Below are 24,379 nucleotides of genomic sequence, written 5' to 3'. Positions count from 1 at the left end.
TGTAAATTAGTTTAAGAAAAAAATCCAAATTGAAGGGTAATAATTTATCCTGACGCCTTTACTACCAAACGTTTTTTTATGCGATCCATACTTCTGACAATACTTATCCTGCTGAATTTCTCAGTAAACGCACAGGAAATTTCAACTGCTAAACCATGGACTTTTTGGTGGTGGATGGGTAGCGCCGTAACAAAGCAGGATATAACCAAACAGCTCGAAATTTTTCAAAAGTCAGGTTTAGGTGGAGTTCATATCATACCGATTTACGGAGTAAAAGGTGCCGAGGCCGGTTTCATCCCATTCCTGGGACCGAATTGGCTGGATATGATGGGCCATACGGTTCGTGAAGGGAAACGGCTTGGACTCGGCGTGGATTTGTCTACGGGCACGGGCTGGCCGTTCGGAGGGCCCAATGTTCCGGTGTCCCTGGGTGCAAAACAAATGGACGTGAAAGGTGGTAAACCAAGTGTTAAAAATACAAAGCAGGCGGTGAAACGCGCGGCGCCGGGCGGCGAAGGTTTGGTTTTTGATCCGTTTCATAAAAACGCAATGTCGCAATATTTAACTCGCTTTGATTCGGCGTTTGCCACTGTGAAAGACCTGCCCAGGTCTATGTACATGGATTCATACGAAGCGTACGGGGCAAACTGGACGGATGATTTTCCACAGGAATTTCAAAAACGCCGGGCATATAACATTGAATCCAAGCTCGCACTTCTAAAAGATTCGACCGGCAGTGAAGATTCAAAGCTGGTGAAAATGGATTATCATCAAACACTTGCGGAATTACTGCGTGAGCGTTACGCACATCCGTGGACGGATTGGAGTACGAAACATAAATTCCTGACCCGCTATCAGGCGCATGGCTCTCCCGGTAATCTGCTGGATCTTTACGAGGAAGCTGATATCCCCGAAACGGAATCTTTTGGTACAAGCCGTTTTGATATTCCGGGTTTAAGAATTGATCCTGATTATTCGATCAAACAATTTGGCACACCAAATCCGCTTGCAATGAAGTTTGCTTCTTCTGCTGCACACTTTTCAGGTAAGAAACTGGTTAGCTCCGAAACAGGAACCTGGCTCGCGAATCATTTTAAGGTTTCATTATCCCAGATAAAACCACAGCTGGATGAGCTTTTTACGGCCGGGATTAATCACATATTTTACCACGGGACAACTTATTCGCCAATTAATGAAGTCTATCCGGGCTGGTTGTTTTATGCGTCTACCAATTTTGGCCCGAACTCTCATTTTGCAGAACATTTCGCGCTGCTGAACAAGTATGTGGAAAACTGTCAGAATTTATTGCAAAACAGCAAGCCGGATAACGATGTTTTGGTGTATTTCCCGATTCATGATCTCTGGTCTACGCCTGGCAAGTCGGGTGGAGGTGTTCATTTGCTTGAAGTGCATCACGTCGATCGCTGGCTGCTGGACCTGCCATTTGGGAAACTGAGTCAGAAATTATGGAAGGAAGGATATGCTTTTGATTTTGTATCGGATAGTCAGTTAAATAGACTTCATGTAAGCAAAAACGGAAATGTGTCTTCGGATTCAACTTCGTACAAAACCATCCTGATTCCTTCGGAAACTTTTATGCCGGAGGAAACCCTTTTACAATTGACAAAACTTGCCAAAGCAGGAGCAAAAATTGTTTTTGAAGGGAAAACACCGGATTCGGTTACAGGTTATGCAAATCATGGAGAAAGACAAAAGGTTTTCAATAACCATATATCTGAGGTTCGGAAATTGCCTTCTGTGCAGGTTGGTAACGATTTGGATAAAATGCTTTTAAAAAATGGAGTGGTCAATGAAGAGCTGGCAAAAAAGGGATTGACCTTTATTCGTAAAAAATCAAAAGACGGTAAAGTGTTTTATTTCGTCGCCAATGTTAGTAGTCAATTTACCGAGGGATGGGTTAGTCTGGGTCAAACTGGTAAAATCAGTAAGTTCGATCCGCTAAAAGGTGAATCTGTTCTGCCATACAGGAATGTAAATGGAAAATCAGAAATCTATTTGTCACTTATGCCAGGAGAATCCGCGTTTTTGAAAATTGCAAAAGACAATTCACTGCTGGCTTTAAATAATTCAATTAAAAAAGAATTTCCTGTTGATGGATCCTGGAAGATTGATTTTGTCAAAGGAAAACCAACTCTTCCTGCTTCTGCCAAAATAAATACTCTGCAATCGTGGACGACTCTGCCGGATTCTGCGGTTTATTTTTCAGGAACGGCAAGGTACAGTTTTACCTTTAATGCTTCCGAGGAAATGGTTAAAAGTAAGATTTTATCATTGCATTTAGGTGACGTTCGTGAAGTAGCAGCTGTAAAACTGAATGGTAAATCCGTCGGTACGGCCTGGTCGATTCCTTTTAATCTGGATGTACCTTCCGGTTTATTAAAAGCCAAAAATAATTTACTTGAAATTGAAGTGACCAATCTTTCAGCCAATTACATGCGTTTAAGAGACAGGCAGGCACCTGACTGGAAGAAATTTTATGATATCAATATTGTTGACATCACTTATAAAAAGTTTGATGCTTCCTCCTGGGAGCCGATGCCTTCTGGTTTACTTGGCCCGATTAAGTTCGTGTATCAGTAATATTATTCCCAAAGCGGGTAATGTTCCAGCTGGATTTGTTTGCCAAAAAAGATATTTGTTGACTGTTCGAACGATAGGGTGTAGTCGGAGACATAAAATTGTCTTTTGCCTTCACCCTTTTCGTTTACCAGGTAATGTTGTTCTAAAAGTGCTCTCAACGAATTCGCTACAATTTCGGAGGTATCCAGAATCTCGACAGAATCACCATAATATTTCGCAATCTGATTTTTTATCAGGGGATAATGGGTGCATCCGAGTATAAGCGCTTCAATCCCAGCCAGAGACGGATCAGACAAATAACTGGATATAATACTCTCACTGATGTTGTTGTCAAAAAAGCCTTCTTCAATCATCGGAGCCAGCAAAGGCGTTGCCAGTGATTTTAACTGGATATTTTTTCCAAGCGCGTCTACCTTTTTTTTATAAACATTGGATAGTACCGTTTGTTTTGTGCCAATGAGCCCGATCGTTTTGCCGTCGTAATGCTCTTTGATATAATCTACCACCGGATCAATCACATTAAGTACTTTTGCTTTACTCCCAACATATTCCTTCACCAGCTCGAATGCTGCAGCAGACGCCGAATTACAGGCGATGAGGATAAGTTTACAGTTTTGCTGTAAAAGCATGTTGCAAATCTTGATGGCATAAGCCTGGATGGCGGCAGTAGACTTATCCCCGTAAGGAAGGTGCGCGGTATCTCCGAAGTAAATTGTATTTTCCTGTGGGAGAAGCCTGGTAACCGCGCTGGCTACGGTCATCCCACCAATACCGCTGTCAAAAATTCCTATTGGGGCAGAAGAATCAAACATGTAAATCGAATTGTAGTTGATCTTTAAGATCTGCAAATATTGATATTAATGCTAAATCACAAAACGAAAATATTTTATTTCAAATTTTGAAAAGATAAAAAAAAGAATGTTTTAACATGAATAAACTGAATACCAGAGCTTTGATTGATAATTTCTAAGTCGATAATATCAAAAAGTTAGTTTTAAAAAATAAAATTAAAAAAAGTTAAAGGTAGCATGCAACCTCAAAGGGAGGAATCAGCATCTTGCTATCGAAACCACCGGTTAGCATGAGTCGAATTTTATCATTATTTAATCACGAGGCACAGCTTGTCAAATCGCTCAGGAAGCAAGATCCGAAAGCGCAGCGGCAACTGTACGAAAAATATAGTCCGCGCATGCTGGGGCTGTGTTTTCGATATGCTGGTGATGAAATGACTGCGGAGGATATCATGGTCGAGGGTTTTATGCGGGTTTTCAATAAAATCGATCAGTTTAACGGCGAAGGTAGTTTTGAAGGGTGGATCCGTCGCATCATGGTAAATGAAGCACTTGGATTTTTACGAAAACAAAAAAGAATTCTGGAAGACACCTTGTCGGACGAAGCAGAAAATATCCCTGACTATGCTTACGCCGACCAGAATCTGAATGCAGAAGAATTGTTGGCATTGATCAGTGAGTTGCCTGCCGGTTACCGAACTGTATTTAATCTGTATGCGATTGAAGGCTATGCCCACAGTGAAATTGCTGAAATGCTTGGTATCAGTGAAAGTACTTCCAAATCGCAGCTGCACCGGGCAAGAGCAATGCTGCAAAAAATGGTTTCTGATTGGGAAAGCGGTTTAAAAAAAAAGATAAGTTATGAAAAAGCATCCTGTTGATGATCTTTTTAAGGGTAAGCTTGCAGATTTAGAAAGGCAGCCATCTGACTCTGCCTGGAAACGTATTGAGGCAAAACAGAAAAAATCTGAGCGTCGCCTGGCGGGGTGGATCTGGTATGCAGCTGCGGGCGTTGCGGTTGTACTGCTGAGCGGATATCTGGTATGGCAGCAACAGCAGTTGTCTGGTAGCGATGGTATTGCAGTTATTTCCGGAAAGGCCGATAGTTTGTCAAACAAAGTTATTTCGCCGGATTCATCAAAAGAAGGTGATTTGAATGTTGATCAGGCTGTCTCGGGCAGAGAAATTTCGTCTATTCAGAAGCCATCAAAAGTTGAAGAGCGGTCAGACCTTCCTCAAAGAATTGCAATTGCTCAAAAAACACAACTCCCCGCTTCGAAAGAAGTAAGACAGGAATTGGTACCGCCTGTGGATATGCCTGCGAATGAAATTGCTGTAAATAATATAAAAACTGATTTAGAGCCGGAACCCGTAAAGACAAATATTTCACAGCCGATGGTTGCGCTAAATGAAAACAAAGAGGAAAACCGGACAATCGTTGTAAAAGTTGAAGTGCCGGAAGAAGATAACGAGAAACATAAGACCTCCCGTTTCACAAAAGTTTTCCGTCAGTTGAAAAATGCCAGAGCAGGAGATCCTGTCGACTGGAAGGACGTTGGATTTAACCCCAAAACGATTGTTGCAAGAGTTGACGAAACGATTCGCGACAAAGAAGAAAATATTTCGGAGAAATATCAGAACATAAAACAAAGAACAAAATTGTAATTTAAATAGCCATGAAAAATAAACTGTATTTCGGCATTATACTTATCCTTAGCCTTTTGAATGTAAATGCTTTTGCAAAATCGGCAAAACATACGGAGGAAACAGAGAAAGATTCCATTATCGTGACATTCGGTGATAAAACTAGGCTGATTATTTATGGGGAAAACCGGGAAGAGCTTCAAAAAATCATGAAATATGATTTAAATGCATTGTTAAAAGATTTGAAAGTTCGCCTGGATCGTTCAGATGCGGATACAACTTATCTGAAAGAAGAATTCAACGGCAATGATTATCTGAAAGATAAGTCGGCGGACAAAGATGAAAAGGACTATGTACGGATCGGAATGCGTGGTATACACATCAAAGATGGCGACACGCGGGTTACAATCAATGGGAAAGGTGTTGAAGTAGATGATAAAGACGGATCAGTTTCTACGGAAAGCAGCTATAAAAGGACCGGGAAAAGATTTTATCGTGCCAACATCAATTCGAGTCCCCGTAAAGGGTTCAATGTAGCGGTTGGTCTTAATGCCTACGGAACCAACGAAGCGACTGCCGGATATAACAAAGAGGATTATGATTTGCGTCCTTTTGGCTCTCGATATATCAGTCTGGGATACATCGCGAGCGCCACTGTGGCAAGAGGGAAAAATGCAAAATTTGGCTTGGATTTCGGGGTTGATTTTTCCTGGAATAACCTGATGTTTGACGGAAATAATACGGTTACTAAAAGTGCTGACGGAGTTAACTTTCCTCCTGTTAAGAACGCTGATGGTAAGGAAATTAATCTGAGTAAATCCAAACTGGTGCTTCCGTATGTTAACCTTTCATTTATGCCGACAGTTAGTTTTTCAAAATCTTTTATTTCTTATATCAGCGGGGGAGTTTATGGCGGTTACCGGCTGGGCAGCTACACCAAAACCAGAGAGGAGGGAAGTAAGGACAAAGATCATGTGCGAATGAATTATTATGTGAACGACCTGCGCTACGGACTGGCATTCGAACTGGGCATCCGTAAATTTCCTGATCTGTTTGTGAATTACGATTTAAATAATGTTTTTGAAGATAATCGTGGACCGTCGGTCAGAATGATCAATTTTGGAATACGATTATTTTAAATAAAATGTGCCATTACGGGCTGGAAATGGCTTTTACATTTTCAGCCCGTATTTTTTTGTAATTTTTTTTCAAAACAATTTGAGAATATCAGAAAAGGTTATAATTTTGCAGCTCCAAAAGTGAAACAAGCGGCTTTCGCGGATGTATTGAAATGTTGAAAAGGGGGTGTACCAGAGTGGCCAAATGGGGCAGACTGTAAATCTGCTGGTGTACGCCTACGGTGGTTCGAATCCATCCGCCCCCACAGTTGATGCCAGATTTATTCTTTAATTACCAGTTCAAGGATAGGCAAAACAAAATGCGGAAGTAGCTCAGCTGGTAGAGCGATAGCCTTCCAAGCTATAGGTCGCGAGTTCGAACCTCGTCTTCCGCTCCATTTTTAAGACACCCGTAAGCGATCAGCGAAAACATTCATATAGATACTTTTTCGCTGATCGCTTTTTTGGCTGTTTAAGAAAAATGGAAATGCTTGAAGCAGCATTTCTAAAAGTTTTGAAATATTGCCGTTGTAGCTCAGGGGTAGAGCACTTCCTTGGTAAGGAAGAGGTCAGGGGTTCAAATCCCCTCAATGGCTCGAAAGAGTTTGAAATATTGAGTAGAGTACTTCCTTGGTAAGGAAGAGGTCAGGGCCGGGCGGCCGGTGCCGTTCAAATCCCTTCAATGGCTCGAAAGAATATTTATGTTCTTTAATCTTGATGTCTGTTGATCGATAATTATTTATTGGGAACGATTTAAAGATTTTGATCCTTGTATTTGTTTAATTGGTTTTGAAGCGCTTGGTATTGTAAGCTAGACAGGATCAATCATTAGTGTTTAATAAATTCGTAATAACTTTTAATTTTAAGCGTACTTAAGTCATGGCAAAAGAGACGTTTGACCGCTCGAAACCCCACGTAAATATTGGTACTATCGGGCACGTTGACCACGGTAAAACTACCCTTACTGCAGCTATCACAACTGTGTTGGCGAAAAAGGGTTTAGCAGTACTTCGCGATTTCTCATCAATCGACAATGCTCCTGAAGAGAAAGAACGTGGTATCACAATTAATACATCCCACGTTGAGTATTCGACAGCAAACCGTCACTATGCTCACGTTGACTGTCCAGGTCACGCGGATTATGTAAAGAACATGGTTACTGGTGCTGCCCAGATGGACGGTGCTATCATCGTAGTTGCTGCTACTGATGGACCAATGCCACAAACTCGTGAGCACATTCTTTTGGCACGCCAGGTTGGTGTTCCTCAGCTTGTTGTATTCATGAACAAAGTGGATATGGTTGATGATCCTGAACTTCTTGAACTTGTTGAAATGGAAATCCGTGAGCTTTTGAGCTTCTACGATTACGATGGAGACAACATTCCTGTAATCCAAGGCTCTGCTTTGGGTGGTTTGAATGGCGAAGAAAAATGGGTTAAAACTATTGAAGAATTGATGGATGCTGTTGACAGCTACATTCCAATTCCTCCACGTATGACTGATCTTCCTTTCCTTATGCCTGTTGAAGACGTATTCTCGATCACTGGTCGCGGTACTGTTGCAACTGGTCGTATCGAACGTGGAGTAATCAACTCTGGTGAGCCTGTTGATATCTTGGGTATGGGTGCAGAAGGTCTTAAATCAACCGTAACTGGTGTTGAGATGTTCCGTAAAATCCTTGACCGTGGAGAAGCTGGTGATAACGTAGGTCTTTTGCTTCGTGGTATCAACAAAGAAGATATCCGTCGTGGAATGGTAATCTGCAAGCCAGGTTCAGTTAAGCCTCACGCTACTTTCAAAGGCGAGGTTTATGTACTTTCGAAAGAAGAAGGTGGACGTCACACTCCATTCTTTAACAAATACCGTCCTCAGTTCTACTTCCGTACCACGGACGTAACTGGCGAAATTACACTTCCTGCTGGTGTTGAAATGGTTATGCCAGGTGACAACATCACTATCGACGTGAAATTGATCAGCAAGATTGCTATGGAAAAAGGTCTTCGTTTCGCGATTCGTGAAGGTGGACGTACCGTAGGTGCAGGTCAGGTAACTGAAATTATCGACTAATCACGATAGTTAATATTAAAACAAGTGCATTCTTAAGAATGCACTTGTTTTTTATAAATTAATCGTATCTTTGCAGCCCGAAAGAATGGTTCGCGGGAAATACGGGTGTAGTTCAAGGGTAGAATAGCGGTCTCCAAAACCGTTGATGGGAGTTCGAATCTCTCCACCCGTGCATAATGTAAAAAAGAAAAATGGAAAAGTTTACTTCTTTTTTGAAAGCATCCTGGGAAGAAATGACTCAGCATGTAACCTGGCCTCCCTTTAACGAGCTGCAGGCCAACACAACTTTAGTGTTAGTGGGATCCCTGATTTTTGCCTTTGTGGTAGGAATAATGGACCTTGTTTTTGAAAATGCACTAAGGCTGTTTTATCAGTCTTTCTAAGGCTATTATTATTGTAGTGGTAATCCCCAGAATGGTATGAGTAGTCTAAATTGGTTTGTATTGAGAGCTGTGTCGGGACAAGAGAAGAAAATCAAGTCCTACATTGAAAATGAAATAACACGGCAAAAACTCACTGAATTCGTTCCGCAAATTCTGATTCCTTCGGAGAAGATTTACGAAATGCGTAATGGAAAGAAAAGAGTTCGGGAAAAGAACTTCTTCCCTGGATACATTATCATTTCAGCAGACCTTTCAAAAGGAGAAGTTTTGCACATTATTACCAGCATACCCGGTGTAATCGGATTTTTAGGAAATTCAGAAGGAAATTCCAAAGTGCCGGTTCCTTTGCGTCAGTCGGAAATCAACAGAATCTTAGGACGCGTTGATGAAGCAGAACATCACGAAGAAGCACCAAGCATGTCCTTTATAAAAGGAGAAACTGTTAAAGTGGTCGATGGCCCTTTCAGTGGATTTATCGGACTTGTTGAAGAGGTATTTGATGAGAAGAAAAAACTCAATGTAGTTGTAAAAATATTCGGGCGTAATACACCCGTGGAACTCAGTTACGCACAAGTAGAAAAAGATAGTTAATCGAAACAACGGGCAGGGTAAGCTTCCACTTGCATGTGAGCCGTTAGATCAATTAATGAATCGACAAATTCCAAAACAATGGCAAAAGAAATAGGTGGATACGTCAAACTACAGGTAAAAGGTGGCTCTGCCAATCCTTCACCTCCGATTGGTCCTGCATTAGGATCTAAGGGTTTGAATATCATGGAGTTTTGTAAGCAATTCAATGGCCGTACCCAGGATAAACCTGGTGTGGTATTGCCGGTAGTTATTACTTACTACAAGGATAAGTCTTTTGACTTCGTCATTAAGACCCCCCCGGCCGCGATTTTGCTTCTGGAAGCATCAAAAGTAAAAGTTGGTTCGGCTCAGCCAAACCGTCTTAAAGTAGGTTCTGTAACATGGGATCAGGTTCGTACGATCGCTGAAACTAAAATGCCGGATCTAAACTGCTTTACAATTGATTCAGCCATGAAGATGATTGCGGGAACGGCTCGTAGTATGGGTATTACCGTAGCTGGCAAAGCCCCGTGGGAAGAAAACAACTGAGCGTTTAAAAACGCCTAAGAAACAAAGAACATGGGAAAATTGACCAAAAAGCAAAAGGAAGCTCTTTCGAAATTCGACGCAAACCAAGTCTACTCTCTTGAGCAGGCAGCGGATGTACTTAAAACGATTTCCTATACTAAATTTGATTCTTCTGTGGATATCGATGTCCGTCTGGGCGTAGATCCACGTAAAGCTGATCAAATGGTACGTGGCGTGGTAACATTGCCACACGGAACCGGAAAAGAAGTTCGTGTATTGGTATTGTGTACTCCCGATAAGGAGGCAGATGCGAAAGCAGCAGGAGCAGATTATGTTGGACTTGACGAATATATCACTAAGATAGAGCAAGGCTGGACAGACATCGACGTAATCATCACTATGCCGTCAGTAATGGCGAAAGTGGGTAGGTTAGGTAAAGTATTAGGTCCTCGTGGTCTGATGCCGAACCCTAAATCAGGTACAGTGACACCAGATGTTGCTAAAGCTGTAAAAGAAGTAAAAGCTGGTAAAATTGATTTCAAGGTTGACAAAACCGGTATCATTCATACCAGTGTAGGTAAAGTTTCTTTCGGAACAGATCAGCTTGCACAGAACGCAGTTGAGGTAATCAACACGTTGATCCGCCTTAAGCCTTCGTCTGCAAAAGGTACCTATGTAAAGAGCATTCACTTGTCAAGTACGATGAGCCCGGGTGTTACTATAGATAAAAACACGATTCCAGGATTATAATATGACACGGGAAGAGAAAGCAGTAATTATTGACGAGTTAAGTCAGAAATTCTCGAACACGCCATACTTTTACATTACCAGTGCCAACGGAATGTCTGTTGGAGAGGTAAACATACTTAGAGGCCTTTGCTTCGAAAAAGGTATCGAGTATCGTGTAGTTAAGAATACCCTGATTAAGAAAGCACTAGAAACATTAGATACGGATTATTCATCATTTGATGAAGTTCTTAAAGGATTTTCCGGTATCATGTTTCACCCGGAGTCAGGTAAAGTTCCTGCACAGTTAATTAAAGAATTCAAGAAAAAATCAGGCAGCGACAAGCTTAAATTCAAAGGAGCTTCTGTTGATTCATCTGTTTTTGTTGGTGAAAGCCAGCTTGACGTTCTGATCGCTCTTAAATCCAAACAAGAAATGGTTGGAGAGATCATCGGACTGTTGCAATCACCTGCCAAAAATGTTATCGGCGCCCTTCAGAGCGGTGGAAACAAATTGGCTGGTATTCTCAAAACTTTATCTGAGAAAGAAGACTAATATAAATAGCCAGGCTGAGCTCTCCGGGTTGATAAAAAATGGAGCTTTTAAAATCATCTTATTGTATAATCACAAAATCGAAAATAAAAATGGCAGATTTGAAAGCTTTCGCGGAACAGCTTGTTAACCTTACGGTTAAAGAAGTGAACGAATTGGCTACAATTCTTAAGGACGAATATGGTATCGAACCAGCAGCTGCAGGTGCAGTAATGGTTGCAGGTCCGGCTGGTGGAAGCGGTGACGCTCCGGCAGTAGAAGAAAAAACGTCTTTTGATGTAATTTTGAAAGCAGCAGGTGCCAGCAAATTGGCAGTTGTGAAATTGGTTAAAGACCTTACAGGTCTTGGACTGAAAGAAGCGAAAGAACTAGTTGACGGCGCTCCAAAACCAGTTAAAGAAGGTGTTACTAAGGACGAAGCAGAAGCTTTGAAAAAACAACTTGAAGAAGCTGGTGCTGAAGTTGAAGTGAAGTAATTTGCTTTGCAACAACAACATCCTATAATTCTAAGGAAATAGGCCTGACATTCGTCAGGTCTTTTCCTATTTTGTGTATAAACCAAACAAATTGCATTTCTCATCGTTAGGTTTATATGCGTCAGGACGGACCAATATCGTTCTGGCTAATTTCTTCACACCGAAGAACTTGCCTGAAACACTTCTTTACTCGTAGGAAAGAAGAACAGGGGCGGTACTTCCTAATGTTCTACGAGGCATACGATTAAGGTTTTAAACCAATTAGTACGATTGCGTGTTGTAGAGAGTTACACCGTCGCTTTATTTTTCGTTCTACTAACCCAAATCAGACATAGCCTTGGCTACAATTAAAGCAACACCCAGAAAAAATTTCTCCAGGATTAATCAGATCATCGATTATCCGGATTTGCTAGGAATTCAGGTACAGTCGTTCCGGGATTTCTTCAGTCTTGATACATCGGTAGAAGATCGTTCTGACGAAGGATTGTACAAAGTTTTCGCAGAAAACTTTCCAATTGCAGATTCACGTGACAATTTCGTTCTTGAGTTCATTGATTATCTTCTTGAACCACCGAAATACTCGGTTGATGAATCTATCGATCGCGGATTAACCTATGCGGTTCCGCTAAAAGCAAAATTACGTTTGATATGTAATGATGCGGATCACGAAGAATTTGAAACCATTGAACAAGAGGTATTTTTAGGAAATATCCCATACATGACCGAGCGTGGGTCATTTGTAATCAATGGTGCTGAGCGTGTAATTGTTTCTCAGCTGCACCGCTCGCCGGGTGTGTTCTTCTCAATGAGCAAGCACACAAACGGCTCTAAATTGTATTCTGCACGTATCATTCCTTTCAAGGGTTCATGGATTGAATTCTCGACGGATGTGAATAATGTCATGTATGCATACATCGACCGTAAGAAAAAATTCCCGGTTACAACGTTGTTAAGAGCCATTGGTTTTGGTTCTGATAAAGATATTCTTGACCTTTTTGGTTTATCCGAGGAAATCGGAGCGACGCCTGCTAACCTGAAAAAGGCAGTTGGACGTCGTTTGGCAGCAAGGGTGCTTCGTACCTGGACTGAGGATTTCGTGGATGAAGATACCGGTGAGGTTGTTTCTATTCAGCGTAACGAAGTATTGCTTGAGCGTGATTCCACAATTTCTCCTGAAGATATTGAGGTAATTCTTGAATCAGGTCAGAAATCAGTTATTCTGCACAAAGAGGATATGAATGTGGCGGATTATAATATCATTTATAATACGTTGCAAAAAGATAGCTCTAACTCGGATAAAGAAGCGGTTGAGCAGATTTACCGTCAGCTTCGTAATGCAGAAGCACCTGATGAACAAACAGCAAGGGATGTTATTCAAAGCTTGTTCTTCAGTGACAAACGTTATGACCTGGGAGATGTTGGCCGTTACAGGATCAACAAAAAATTAGGTTCTGACACAAGTCTTGACGTTCGTGTTCTGACAACAGGTGATATCGTTTCAATCGTTAAGTATCTGATCGGTCTGATCAATGCAAAAGCAGTTGTCGATGATATAGATCACTTGTCAAACCGTCGTGTTCGTACCGTTGGTGAACAACTTTATGCTCAGTTCGGTGTGGGTCTTGCACGTATGGCGCGTACCATCAAGGAACGTATGAACGTACGTGATAACGAAGATTTCAAGCCTGTTGATCTGATCAATGCGCGTACGCTTTCTTCTGTTATCAACTCTTTCTTCGGTACCAACCAGCTTTCTCAGTTTATGGATCAAACGAATCCATTGGCTGAAATTACCCACAAAAGACGTATGTCTGCGCTTGGGCCTGGTGGTCTTTCCCGTGAAAGAGCTGGTTTCGAGGTTCGTGACGTTCACTACACGCACTACGGTCGTCTTTGCACAATCGAAACGCCGGAGGGACCAAACATTGGTTTGATTTCTTCGCTTTGCGTATTTGCAAAAGTTAACGGAATGGGTTTCATTGAAACTCCATATCGGGTAATCGATGGTTCAGGTAAGCTTACAAATGAGCTGATCTACATGACAGCGGAAGAAGAAGATTCCAAATATATCGCTCAGGCAAATGCTTCTGTTGATAAAGAAGGAAACTTTACCGTTGAAAAAATCAAGACACGTTTTGAAGGTGACTTCCCGATGGTGGATCCTTCTCAGGCATCTTATATGGACGTTGCTGCTAACCAGATTGTATCTGTGGCGGCATCTCTGATTCCGTTCCTTGAACATGATGATGCTAACCGGGCCCTGATGGGATCGAACATGCAGCGTCAGGGTGTTCCTTTGCTTCGTCCGCAGGCACCGATTGTTGGAACAGGTCTTGAAAAGCGTGTTGCAATGGATTCACGTGCTTTGGTTGTTGCCGAAGGTGACGGAACAATTGAATACGTTGATGCGAAGAAAATTGTTGTTAAGTATGACAGGACGGACGACGAACGTCTGGTTAGTTTTATCGAAGACAGCGTTTCTTATGATCTTGTTAAATTCCGTCGTACCAACCAGGATACATGCTTAAACCTGCAGCCAATGGTTCTTAAAGGCCAGAAGGTTTCTAAGGGAGAAGCACTATGCCAGGGTTATGGTACAGAAGGTGGAGAACTTGCATTGGGTCGTAACCTTTTGGTTGCTTTTATGCCTTGGCAGGGATACAATTTTGAGGATGCGATTGTAATCTCAGAAAAAGTGGTTCGTGATGATATCTTTACTTCTATTCACATTGAAGAATTTGAATTGGAAGTTCGTGATACAAAACGCGGAGAAGAAGAACTTACTGCTGAGATTCCTAACGTAAGTGAGGAAACTGTTAAGAACCTTGACGAAAATGGTATTGTTCAGGTTGGAACGGAAGTAAAAGAAGGTGATATTCTGATTGGTAAAATCACTCCAAAAGGAGAATCTGATCCAACTCCTGAAGAAAAACTTCTTCGTGCAATCTTTGGAGATAAGGCAGGTGATGTGAAAGATGCTTCGAAAAAAGCACCGCCATCTATGAAAGGTGTGGTTATTGATACTAAACTTTTCTCCCGTCCTACAAAAGAAGAACGTGCGAAACACAAAGACGAACTACGTGTTTTGATGAAAAAATACAGCCGTGACCTGACAGCACTTCGCGGACGTATCATCGAAAAACTGGTAGCGCTTGTAGATGGTAAAACATCTCAGGGTGTTAAACATAAATTTGGTGATGAGTTGATCTCAAAAGGAATGAAGTTTAATGTGAGAAATATCTCAGAAAACTTGTTCCCTGCAAATAACCCATACCGTGACGAAAGCCAGTACGCCGTTGTTGAGGAAGTAAACCTTATCGGTGATGTACTGACTGATTCATGGACGGAGGATGCAGTTACCAACAGCCAGGTTTCATTAGTTTTGAAAAACTTCCTGAACTCCCGCAGTGAATTGATGGGCCGTTTCAAACGCGATCGTTTCGCGCTTGAAGTTGGAGATGAACTTCCTGCAGGTATCGTTAAACTTGCGAAAGTATATATCGCTAAGAAACGTAAACTGAAAGTTGGGGATAAAATGGCGGGTCGTCACGGTAACAAAGGGGTTGTTGCCCGTATTGTTCGTGATGAAGACATGCCATTCCTTGAGGACGGAACACCAATGAACATCGTGTTGAACCCGCTTGGGGTACCTTCACGTATGAACATCGGACAGATCTATGAAACCATTCTTGCATGGGCTGGTCAGAAACTGGGTCGCCGTTATGCTACACCGATTTTCGATGGAGCTACGGAGGCAGAAGTTGCAGCTGAATTGAAAGAAGCCGGTTTGCCGGATTGGGGACGTACTTATCTGTACAATGGTTTGAGCGGAGAGCGTTTTGATCAGCCAATTACAGTTGGTTTGATGTACATGATGAAACTGGGTCACTTGGTTGACGACAAAATGCACGCGCGTTCTATCGGGCCATACTCACTTATTACACAGCAACCGCTTGGTGGTAAAGCACAGTTCGGTGGTCAGCGTTTTGGAGAAATGGAAGTGTGGGCTCTTGAAGCATTTGGTGCATCTCACATTCTTCAGGAAATCCTTACCGTGAAATCGGATGATGTTGTTGGACGTGCCAAAGCATACGAAGCAATCGTGAAAGGTGAAAACCTTCCGAAACCAAATATTCCGGAGTCATTCAACGTACTTGTTCACGAACTTCGTGGATTAGCATTGGAGATTACGCTGGACTAATTTTTAGTCGTGGCGCCGAAAGGCGCCAGAAATGAAATCTTTTTTTGAGTTTCGACTAACAGACAAACGACTTTTTAATTATGTCTTTCAAAAAGAACAAAAAACTTAATAGTGATTTTTCCAGAATGACGATCAGTCTGGCTTCACCTGAGTCTATCCTTGAGAGCTCTTTCGGTGAAGTTACCCAGCCTGAAACCATCAACTACCGGACCTACAAACCGGAGATGGGTGGTTTATTCTGTGAGCGTATTTTCGGTCCGGTAAAGGACTGGGAATGTCATTGTGGGAAATACAAACGTATCCGTTATAAAGGTATCATCTGCGACCGTTGTGGTGTAGAAGTTACTGAGAAAAAGGTGCGTCGTGAGCGCATGGGACACATTGAACTTGTAGTTCCTGTGGCACATATCTGGTACTTCCGTAGCTTACCTAACAAAATCGGGTATCTGCTGGGATTGTCTACCAAAAAACTGGATCAGATCATTTACTACGAGCGATACGCTGTAGTTCAGGCTGGTGTTAAAGAAGAAGATGGTGTTGGTTACCTGGACTTCCTTACAGAAGACGAGTATCTTGACATCGTTGACAAATTGCCTCGCGAAAACCAATTGCTTCCTGACACGGATCCAAACAAGTTTATTGCGAAAATGGGAGCGGACGCTCTTGAAATGCTTCTTAGCCGGATAAAACTGGATGAGCTTTCATACGAACTTCGTCACCAGGCGGCAACGGATACTTCACAGCAGCGTAAAGCGGAAGCGCTTAAACGTCTGAAAGTGGTTGAAGCTTTCCGTGACGCAAATACGCGTATCGAAAACCGTCCTCAGTGGATGGTGATCAAAATGGTACCTGTTATTCCACCGGAACTTCGTCCGTTAGTACCTCTTGATGGTGGTCGTTTTGCAACTTCTGATTTAAATGACCTGTATCGCCGCGTTATCATCCGGAATAACCGTTTGAAACGTCTGATCGAGATCAAAGCACCGGAAGTTATTTTGCGTAACGAAAAACGTATGTTGCAGGAAGCGGTAGATTCGCTTTTTGATAACAGCCGTAAAGTGAATGCGGTACGTTCTGAAGGAAACCGTGCCTTGAAATCACTTTCAGATATGCTTAAAGGTAAGCAAGGACGTTTCCGTCAAAACTTGCTTGGTAAGCGTGTAGATTATTCTGGTCGTTCTGTAATTGTTGTAGGACCTGAATTGAAACTGCACGAGTGCGGTTTGCCGAAAGATATGGCAGCTGAATTATTTAAGCCGTTTATCATTCGCAAGCTTATCGAACGCGGAATTGTTAAAACTGTAAAATCAGCCAAGAAAATCGTAGATCGTAAAGATCCTGTGATTTGGGATATTCTGGAAAACGTGTTAAAAGGACATCCTGTTCTTCTTAACCGGGCTCCGACTCTTCACCGTTTGGGTATCCAGGCATTCCAGCCTAAGCTGATCGAAGGAAAAGCAATTCAGTTGCACCCACTTGTGTGTACTGCATTTAACGCTGACTTTGACGGTGACCAGATGGCCGTTCACGTTCCATTGGGTCAGGAAGCAGTTCTTGAAGCATCTATGCTGATGTTGTCTTCGCATAACATCCTTAACCCTGCCAACGGTGCACCGATTACGGTACCATCACAAGACATGGTTTTGGGTCTGTATTATGTTACAAAAGGCAGAGTAAGTACGCCGGAATATCCGATCGATGGAGAAGGAATGATTTTCTACGGTCCTGATGAGGTAATCATCGCGATCAACGAAGGCAAGCTTTCGAAACATGCGAACATCAAATGCCGTTTGCGTGTTAGAAACGATGACGGAACTTTTGAAATTAAATTGGTTGACACTGTTGCCGGACGTATTCTGTTTAACCAGGCCGTTCCTTCTGCAGTAGGTTATATCAATGAATTGCTTACGAAGAAAAAACTTCAGCAAATCATTGGTCTGGTATTCAAGCTGGCGGGTGTTGCCCGTTGTGCTCAATTCCTTGATGAGATCAAAGAACTTGGTTTCCAAATGGCCTTCAAAGGTGGTTTGTCAATGGGATTGAACGATGTAATGGTACCGGACGAAAAAGTGAAACTGATCGAGCAGGCGAAAGTAGACGTTGAAAACGTCTGGAGTAACTACCTGATGGGTCTTATCACTGAAAACGAACGTTACAACCAGGTTATCGATATCTGGACACGTGTTAACTCACGTATCACAGAAACGTTGATGAAACAACTGGAAACGGATCAGGGTGGATTTAACTCCATCTACATGATGATGCACTCAGGTGCCCGTGGATCACGTGAACAGATTCGTCAGCTGGGTGGAATGAGGGGGCTTATGGCTAAACCTCAGAAAAACATCGCGGGTGGTGCAGGTGAAATTATTGAAAACCCGATTCTTTCCAACTTTAAGGAGGGGCTTGACGTTCTTGAATACTTTATCTCAACACACGGTGCGCGTAAAGGTCTTGCGGATACAGCCTTGAAAACGGCTGATGCAGGTTACCTGACACGTCGTCTTCATGATGTTGCCCAGGATGTGGTTGTGATCGAAAACGATTGTGGTTCACTTCGTGGTATTGCTATCTCTGCTTTGAAAGACAACGAGGATATCGTTGAACCTTTATCTGAGCGTATCCTTGGCCGTGTAAGTGTTCATGATGTATTTGATCCTTTATCAGGTGAAATCATTCTTACTTCCGGACAGGAAATTACAGAAGAGATCGCTTCTTATATTGATGAAACAAGTATCGAAACAGTTGAAATTCGTTCAGTATTAACTTGCGAAACACGTAATGGTGTTTGTGCGAAATGTTACGGACGTTCACTTGCTTCGGCACATATGGTTAACATTGGTGAAGCTGTGGGTGTAATTGCATCTCAGTCAATTGGTGAGCCAGGTACGCAGCTTACACTCCGTACATTCCACGTCGGTGGTACTGCATCCAACATTTCTGTTGATGCAAACATCAAGGCGAAATTTGACGGAACAATTCAGTTTGAAGAATTACGTTTGGTTGATTCTGTTAATTCGGAAGGCGATCCGATTACAGTTGTAATGGGTCGTTCAGGAGAGGTTAAAATTGTTAATGTAGAAACTGGTCAGCTTTTGATCTCAAACAACGTTCCTTACGGTGCTCAGCTTCTTGTAAAAGACGGTCAGAAAGTTACCAAAGGAACTGAACTTTGTACATGGGATCCATATCACGCAGTTATTCTTTCTGAATTTACCGGTGTCGTTTCTTTCGATGCTATTGAAGAAGGAATTACATACCGTGAAGAATTTGATGAGCAAACAGGTTTCCAGGAATCAGTAATCATTGAAACACGTGATAAAACCAAAAACCCTGCATTGGTGGTAAAAGGTAAAAGCACGTTGTTGAAAGATCAGACTGAAAAAGGATATAACCTTCCGGTTGGGGCTCGTTTGGTGGTGAAAAATGGTACAGCAATTAAAGCCGGTCAGCCATTGGCAAAAATCCCTCGTGTTGTTGGGAAAACCCGCGATATTACGGGAGGTCTGCCACGTGTAACGGAATTATTCGAAGCACGTAATCCATCTAACCCTGCAACGGTTTCTGAAATCGATGGTGTTGTATCTTATGGTGGTGTTAAACGTGGTAACCGCGAGATTCATATCGAATCAAGAGATGGTACACAACGGCGTTACATGGTTGCTCTTTCGAAACACATTCTGGTTCAGGATGGTGACTTTGTGAAAGCGGGTGATCCGTTATCCGATGGAGCGATTACGCCAGCTGATATCCTGTCTATCAAAGGGCCAACAGCGGTTCAGGAATATCTTGTGAATGAAATTCAGGAGGTATACCGGCTGCAAGGTGTGAAGATTAACGATAAGCATATCGAGTGTATCGTACGCCAGATGATGCAGAAAGTTGAAATTCTTGATGCAGGTGATACAAACTTCCTGGAAATGCAGCCCGTTGACCGTGTTGTGTTCCGTGAAGAAAATGATAAAATTCTTGACTTGAAGGTGGTTGAAGATGCTGGTAGCTCCGAGACACTGAAACCAGGTATGATCATTTCTGTTCGCCGTCTGCGTGACGAGAATTCAAGCCTGAAACGTCGTGACCTTAAACTGGTGACTGCACGTGATGCTCAGGCAGCTGTTGCGAAACCTACTTTGATGGGTATCACACAAGCTTCTTTGGGTACCGAAAGTTTTGTTTCTGCGGCTTCGTTCCAGGAAACAACCAAAGTACTTTCCGAAGCAGCTGTTCGTGGTAAACGCGACGAACTGAAAGGTCTGAAAGAAAACGTGATCGTTGGTCACTTGATCCCGGCCGGAACAGGTATGCGTCAATACGAAAACCTGATCGTTGGTTCGAAAGAAGAATTCGATGCATTAGCTGAATCCCGTGAAAAACAATCACGTAAAAAACGTGAATTGGCATAATCGGAATTTAAAATGATAAAAAGAGCCGGTTCTGCGCAAGTGGGACCGGCTCTTTGTTTTACATGCTGTATAATTTTAGTATTTTCAGCCTTCAAATAAAACAATCGTCGGTTTCTGAAAGTACCGAAAACTCAAAACCTACAAATGGAAGATACTAGTAAAGAAAACGAACAACAGATTAACGTTGAGCTATCAGAAGAAATGGCGGAGGGGGTTTATTCCAATCTGGCCATGATCGCCCACTCTAACAGTGAATTTATTTTAGACTTCATCAGGCTGATGCCCGGAGTTCCAAGAGCGAAAGTGAAAGCAAGAATCATCATTACGCCTGAACATGCTAAACGTCTTATTGCAGCGTTGAAGGATAATATAAATAAATATGAAGACCAGTATGGTCCGATTCAAAGCTCACAGGATAGTGAACCTACATTTAACTTCCCAATTAGTTTTGGCGGACCGGGCGGAGAGGCCTAATACATTATTGTACTACAATCCTGATATTTAGATCAGGATTTTTAGTTTATAATCATCAACTCAATCTGATCTTTTGAAAAATATTTTTCCAATCCTGCTTTTAGCGATCATTTGCTTTCATTGCAAGCAGGAGAAAAAGGCAGAAAATTCGCAGGTTACCGAAGAAATTCCGGCAACGGCTGCGTTAGCGAAATCCCGTTATACTGTCGGCGATTCAGTTGGGATCGGCTTTGCCGGTCAGGCAACCAAAGTAAATGTAAGTCTGGATGGTCAGCTCCTTTTAAAAGAGCAAAACGGAACCGATACGCTTCGAATTGCTACTTTAACAGAAAAAACAGGATGGCATCAAATTGTTGTCAGCGGAATCAACGCGAAACAAGCTTTTTTTTCCGACACAATCGCTATGGAATTATTATCAGACGTCGTTCCTCAGGAAATCAAATTTACCGTTCTCGGTCAATTTCCTCATTTAAAAACCAGTTTTACCGAAGGACTTGAATTCTACAAAGGCGAGCTTTATGAAGGAACGGGTGAGAACGGGAAATCTCAGTTGCTCAAAATTGACCTGAAAACAGGTGCAGCTTTGAAATCGCTTAATCTTGATAAGCAATATTTTGGAGAGGGAATAACGATAGTTAATGATAAAATCTATCAGCTGACCTGGCAATCCGGGGTGTGTTTCCAATATAATCTGGACTTTTCGCCCGATAAAACTTTTACTTATTACTTTCAGGGTTGGGGATTGACACACAGAGACACAACACTGATGATGAGTGACGGATCCAATAAAATACATTTCTATAATACGGATTACGAGAAAATCGACGACCTCGAAGTATATGACCATAACGGTCCCGTGAGAAATATAAATGAGCTGGAATATGTAAACGGCTTTCTTTACGCCAACATTTTTGAAACAACCAAAATCATCAAAATCGATCTGAAAACGGGGAAAGTTGTTGGATTTCTAAATATGGATAGTATGATACCGGCCGGGATTGATGCAAGAAAGGACGTTTTAAACGGAATTGCTTACCACCCGGCAGAGCAGGCATTTTATTTGACAGGCAAGAACTGGCCATTAATGTTTAAAGTAAAAATTAACGACTCCCGAATATTATAATCAAATACTAATACTATGGACAACACGCGTCGCAAATTTATTTCAGGCTCACTTGCGTTGGCAGCCGGAACAGTCGCTTCGGTAGCGGTTCCGCTTCAACCCGAAAAAAGTAAAACTCCATTGGTCCATCATGTGTTTTTCTGGCTTAAAAATCCGGGTTCCACTGCGGATCGCGACGGGATCGTTGAAGGTTTGAAAACGTTGAGAAAGATCGGGGCGATTAAAGAACTTCGAATCGGTGTGGTCGCCAGTACGGAGAAAAGGGATGTCGTTGACAATAGCTGGGCCGTATCCGAACTGATGTTTTTCGAAGACCTTGCTGGTCAGGCTATTTACCAGGATCATCCTATTCACCAGAAGTTTATCAAAGACTGCAGTCATCTTTGGGATAAAGTAATCGTTTACGATGCCATGGATGTGTAGTTTTTAAAGCTATACCTTTTACATATAATATGCCGGAGGTAACGAATCTTGCTTCCGGCAAATTTTTTACTCCAGTTATATTAAAGTCTCCAGTCCTTCAAAAACTGATAATAAAAGCCAATCCCCTTTTTGTAATCTTCAACACTGATACGCTCGTTAATTCCGTGAAAACCCTGGGGATCAGTAAACGGAATAAACCGGAAAACCTGATTCGTAAGTCCGCTGAAATGGCGCGCATCTGTGGCGCCTAAGACAAGATAAGGAGCCACAATTAAGTCTTTGCTCAGCGAATTCAACGTGTTTTGTATAGACTTAAAGGTTGGATGTCTCACGTCCGCAACTTGTTTTGGCTCACTGCTCCCAGGCCTGGCAGTTATCTCAATTTTATCATTAGCTATAATCTTTTTGACATAACCAATCACATCTGCTTCCGTAGTCCCTGGCTGAGTTCTAAAATTAACCGTAGCAAAAGCCTGGCCCGGAACGACGTTCTCTTTTATTCCGGAATTAAAAATCGTGGTTGCCGTAGTGGTTCGGATCACAGCGCTCCCAGTTGCCGATTTTGAATAAGTGCTGAAAATTAGCGGCTTGAAAATAGATCGGTTTGCCATTGCCATTTTGCTGATAAACGGCATTTCGGGACCCACATAGTCAAGAAAAGAATTTAAAACGTAGCCCATTTCAGGCGGAAAAGGATTCTCTTTTAGTTTTACGATTGCTTTTGCCATGTCATCCAGGGCGGTTTCTTTTTCTGGCATAGAAGAATGCCCTCCCGGAATGGTAATCTGCAAGTCTAAGGTTACGTAGCCCTTTTCTGCAATTCCAATTACTGCAACCGGTTTTGTAACGCCAGGTATCTTGTTGGTTGTGATAATTCCACCCTCATCAAGTATCATCGAGGGTTTGATGTTCCTTTCTTTAAAAAGCTTGGCTATGGCAACAGCTCCGCGTTTTCCGGAAGCCTCTTCGTCATGGCCGAAAGCAAAATAGATATCTGTCCAAGGTACATATCCTTCGTTTATCAAGGCTTCTACACTTTCCAAAATGGCCATCAGGCTTCCTTTGTCGTCAATAGCTCCCCTGCCGTAAACAAAACCGTCTTTAACCTGTCCGGAAAAAGGTGCCGCAGCCCAACTTTTCAAAGTTCCTTCTTCAACCGGAACAACATCCTGATGAGCAAGCATCAGTAGGGGGTTCGCTACGGTCTTACCTTTCCAATGCAGAATGAGGCTGTATTTATTTACTCTTTCGACTTCAACGGTTTTAAATGTTTTAGGAAATGCTTTTGTCAAAAATTTTTGGAAGCTCAAAAATGAGGTGCTATCCAGTTTATTTGTATCGTCATAGGAAACGGTTTTGAATCGAATTGCCTCCTGAAGCCTGGTTATACTTGAATCTCCGACCTGCAGATATGACTTAGGTGACACAGTAAGTTGGTTGCTTTTAAATGTCAGGGTTTTGAACAATATAAAACCAAGAAACAGTAAAAACAGAACACCTATGGCGGACAGGACTTTTTTCATAATTAGCAGAATAGAATCGGAGAGAAAATTAAATCTTAATATGCGAAATTTATTCTTGAACTAATAATATCCCGGTCACTTTCAAGCATTTATATTCGATATATTTTTCTGGCTATATCGATGTTATGGTTTGATTATCAGATAAATACAAACTTAAAATTTGTTTGTTTAGCGATGATTATCTGTAATATTTTGTAAATTCGGCATCGAACTGTTTTATGGATTTCACAACTCCATATTTTGACCTGAATCATTGAGTATTCAGCCCGTATTCTAAGATTTCTAAATCTTTTCAAGAAACAATTATTCACCATGGCGTTATTTAAATTAACAGTTAACAATCGTGCGCTGCAGGCAGAGGTGGAGGGAGATACTCCGCTTTTGTGGGTATTGCGTGACAATCTGGGTCTTGTCGGAACCAAGTACGGATGTGGAATTGCCCAGTGCGGAGCATGTACGGTTCATCTGGATGGCAAAGCGGTTCGCTCCTGTGTGCTCCCAGTCTCGGCAATCGGAAAAGGAAAAGTTACAACCATTGAAGGTTTGTCGGAAAAAGGAGACCATCCGGTACAAAAAGCCTGGGATGAAGTGGATGTGGCACAGTGTGGTTATTGCCAGGCTGGCCAGATCATGACCGCCGCCGCTTTACTAAAAGAAAAGCCAAAACCAACAGATGAGGAAATCCTGTCGACCATGAGCGGTAATATTTGCCGCTGTGGAACTTACCACCGTATACGTGAAGCAGTAAAAACCGCGGCCTCTAAAACCAAATAAT

General features: G+C 42.2%; 19 protein-coding genes and 4 tRNA genes. 21 read left to right on the top strand and 2 right to left on the bottom strand.

Features of this window, described 5'->3' with window-relative positions; translation table 11 throughout:
* Positions 1-78 precede the first annotated feature (78 nt).
* Positions 79-2,601: a glycosyl hydrolase gene (locus E0F88_RS21895; RefSeq protein ID WP_131960421.1), complete on the top strand. Its 2,523-nt coding sequence runs from the start codon at positions 79-81 to the stop codon at positions 2,599-2,601.
* 2 nt (positions 2,602-2,603) lie between these two features.
* On the opposite strand, the gene murI is transcribed toward E0F88_RS21895, so the two are convergent.
* A complete protein-coding gene (gene murI / locus E0F88_RS21890) occupies positions 2,604-3,413 on the bottom strand; it encodes a glutamate racemase (protein WP_131960420.1) in 810 nt (269 codons plus the stop codon).
* A 269-nt stretch (positions 3,414-3,682) separates the two neighbouring features.
* Here murI and E0F88_RS21885 point away from each other — a divergent pair, with 269 nt between their 5' ends.
* The 19 genes from E0F88_RS21885 (at position 3,683) to E0F88_RS21795 (ending at position 22,081) form a co-directional block, all read left to right on the top strand.
* On the top strand, positions 3,683-4,273 hold the full coding sequence (locus E0F88_RS21885; RefSeq protein ID WP_131960419.1) for an RNA polymerase sigma factor: 591 nt from the start codon (positions 3,683-3,685) through the stop codon (positions 4,271-4,273).
* A complete protein-coding gene (locus E0F88_RS21880) occupies positions 4,254-5,057 on the top strand; it encodes a hypothetical protein (protein ID WP_131960418.1) in 804 nt (267 codons plus the stop codon). Before E0F88_RS21885 ends, E0F88_RS21880 begins: the two co-directional genes overlap by 20 nt.
* Before the next feature lie 11 nt (positions 5,058-5,068).
* Positions 5,069-6,175, top strand: coding sequence for a porin family protein (locus E0F88_RS21875; protein ID WP_131960417.1), 1,107 nt, complete (start codon positions 5,069-5,071; stop codon positions 6,173-6,175).
* A 162-nt stretch (positions 6,176-6,337) separates the two neighbouring features.
* A tRNA-Tyr gene (locus E0F88_RS21870) sits at positions 6,338-6,420 on the top strand.
* A gap of 56 nt (positions 6,421-6,476) precedes the next feature.
* Positions 6,477-6,552 (top strand) — tRNA-Gly (locus E0F88_RS21865).
* A gap of 126 nt (positions 6,553-6,678) precedes the next feature.
* Positions 6,679-6,750: transfer RNA gene (locus E0F88_RS21860), tRNA-Thr, on the top strand.
* 283 nt (positions 6,751-7,033) lie between these two features.
* Positions 7,034-8,221 carry an elongation factor Tu gene (gene tuf, locus E0F88_RS21855; RefSeq protein ID WP_131960416.1) on the top strand — a complete coding sequence of 396 codons (1,188 nt, stop codon included), beginning with the start codon at positions 7,034-7,036 and terminating at the stop codon, positions 8,219-8,221.
* Positions 8,222-8,322: 101 nt separating this feature from the next.
* Positions 8,323-8,393, top strand: a tRNA-Trp gene (locus E0F88_RS21850).
* Positions 8,394-8,412: 19 nt separating this feature from the next.
* A complete protein-coding gene (gene secE / locus E0F88_RS21845) occupies positions 8,413-8,604 on the top strand; it encodes a preprotein translocase subunit SecE (RefSeq protein WP_131960415.1) in 192 nt (63 codons plus the stop codon).
* 36 nt (positions 8,605-8,640) lie between these two features.
* Entirely contained in the window at positions 8,641-9,195 is a 555-nt protein-coding gene (gene nusG, locus E0F88_RS21840; protein WP_131960414.1) for a transcription termination/antitermination protein NusG, read from the top strand.
* 78 nt (positions 9,196-9,273) lie between these two features.
* Positions 9,274-9,723 carry a 50S ribosomal protein L11 gene (gene rplK / locus E0F88_RS21835; RefSeq protein ID WP_131960413.1) on the top strand — a complete coding sequence of 150 codons (450 nt, stop codon included), beginning with the start codon at positions 9,274-9,276 and terminating at the stop codon, positions 9,721-9,723.
* Positions 9,724-9,753: 30 nt separating this feature from the next.
* Entirely contained in the window at positions 9,754-10,452 is a 699-nt protein-coding gene (rplA, locus tag E0F88_RS21830) for a 50S ribosomal protein L1 (RefSeq protein WP_131960412.1), read from the top strand.
* A gap of 1 nt (position 10,453) precedes the next feature.
* Positions 10,454-10,984, top strand: coding sequence for a 50S ribosomal protein L10 (rplJ, locus tag E0F88_RS21825; RefSeq protein ID WP_131960411.1), 531 nt, complete (start codon positions 10,454-10,456; stop codon positions 10,982-10,984).
* 89 nt (positions 10,985-11,073) lie between these two features.
* The gene (gene rplL, locus E0F88_RS21820; RefSeq protein WP_131960410.1) at positions 11,074-11,457 is read left to right on the top strand and encodes a 50S ribosomal protein L7/L12; all 384 of its coding nucleotides are present in this window, start codon (positions 11,074-11,076) and stop codon (positions 11,455-11,457) included.
* Positions 11,458-11,794: 337 nt separating this feature from the next.
* Positions 11,795-15,658: a DNA-directed RNA polymerase subunit beta gene (rpoB, locus tag E0F88_RS21815; protein ID WP_131960409.1), complete on the top strand. Its 3,864-nt coding sequence runs from the start codon at positions 11,795-11,797 to the stop codon at positions 15,656-15,658.
* A gap of 80 nt (positions 15,659-15,738) precedes the next feature.
* Complete coding sequence (rpoC, locus tag E0F88_RS21810) at positions 15,739-20,061, top strand: DNA-directed RNA polymerase subunit beta' (RefSeq protein WP_131960408.1); 4,323 nt, start codon at positions 15,739-15,741, stop codon at positions 20,059-20,061.
* 144 nt (positions 20,062-20,205) lie between these two features.
* Complete coding sequence (locus E0F88_RS21805; protein ID WP_131960407.1) at positions 20,206-20,535, top strand: DUF3467 domain-containing protein; 330 nt, start codon at positions 20,206-20,208, stop codon at positions 20,533-20,535.
* Positions 20,536-20,608: 73 nt separating this feature from the next.
* Positions 20,609-21,658 (top strand): glutaminyl-peptide cyclotransferase, encoded by a 1,050-nt coding sequence (locus tag E0F88_RS21800; protein ID WP_131960406.1) that lies wholly within the window; start codon positions 20,609-20,611, stop codon positions 21,656-21,658.
* A gap of 15 nt (positions 21,659-21,673) precedes the next feature.
* Positions 21,674-22,081 carry a Dabb family protein gene (locus E0F88_RS21795; RefSeq protein WP_131960405.1) on the top strand — a complete coding sequence of 136 codons (408 nt, stop codon included), beginning with the start codon at positions 21,674-21,676 and terminating at the stop codon, positions 22,079-22,081.
* 80 nt (positions 22,082-22,161) lie between these two features.
* On the opposite strand, the gene E0F88_RS21790 is transcribed toward E0F88_RS21795, so the two are convergent.
* Positions 22,162-23,604, bottom strand: a complete 1,443-nt coding sequence (locus E0F88_RS21790) for a M20/M25/M40 family metallo-hydrolase (RefSeq protein ID WP_131960404.1) — start codon at positions 23,602-23,604, stop codon at positions 22,162-22,164.
* Between the two features lie 312 nt (positions 23,605-23,916).
* Here E0F88_RS21790 and E0F88_RS21785 point away from each other — a divergent pair, with 312 nt between their 5' ends.
* Positions 23,917-24,378, top strand: coding sequence for a (2Fe-2S)-binding protein (locus E0F88_RS21785; RefSeq protein ID WP_131960403.1), 462 nt, complete (start codon positions 23,917-23,919; stop codon positions 24,376-24,378).
* The last annotated feature ends 1 nt before the right edge of the window (position 24,379 follow it).

Origin of the sequence: Dyadobacter psychrotolerans, assembly GCF_004349265.1 — a bacterium.
GTDB lineage: Bacteria > Bacteroidota > Bacteroidia > Cytophagales > Spirosomataceae > Dyadobacter > Dyadobacter psychrotolerans.
Note: the sequence above shows the minus strand (reverse complement) of the source record. Positions and strands in the feature narration are given on the sequence as shown.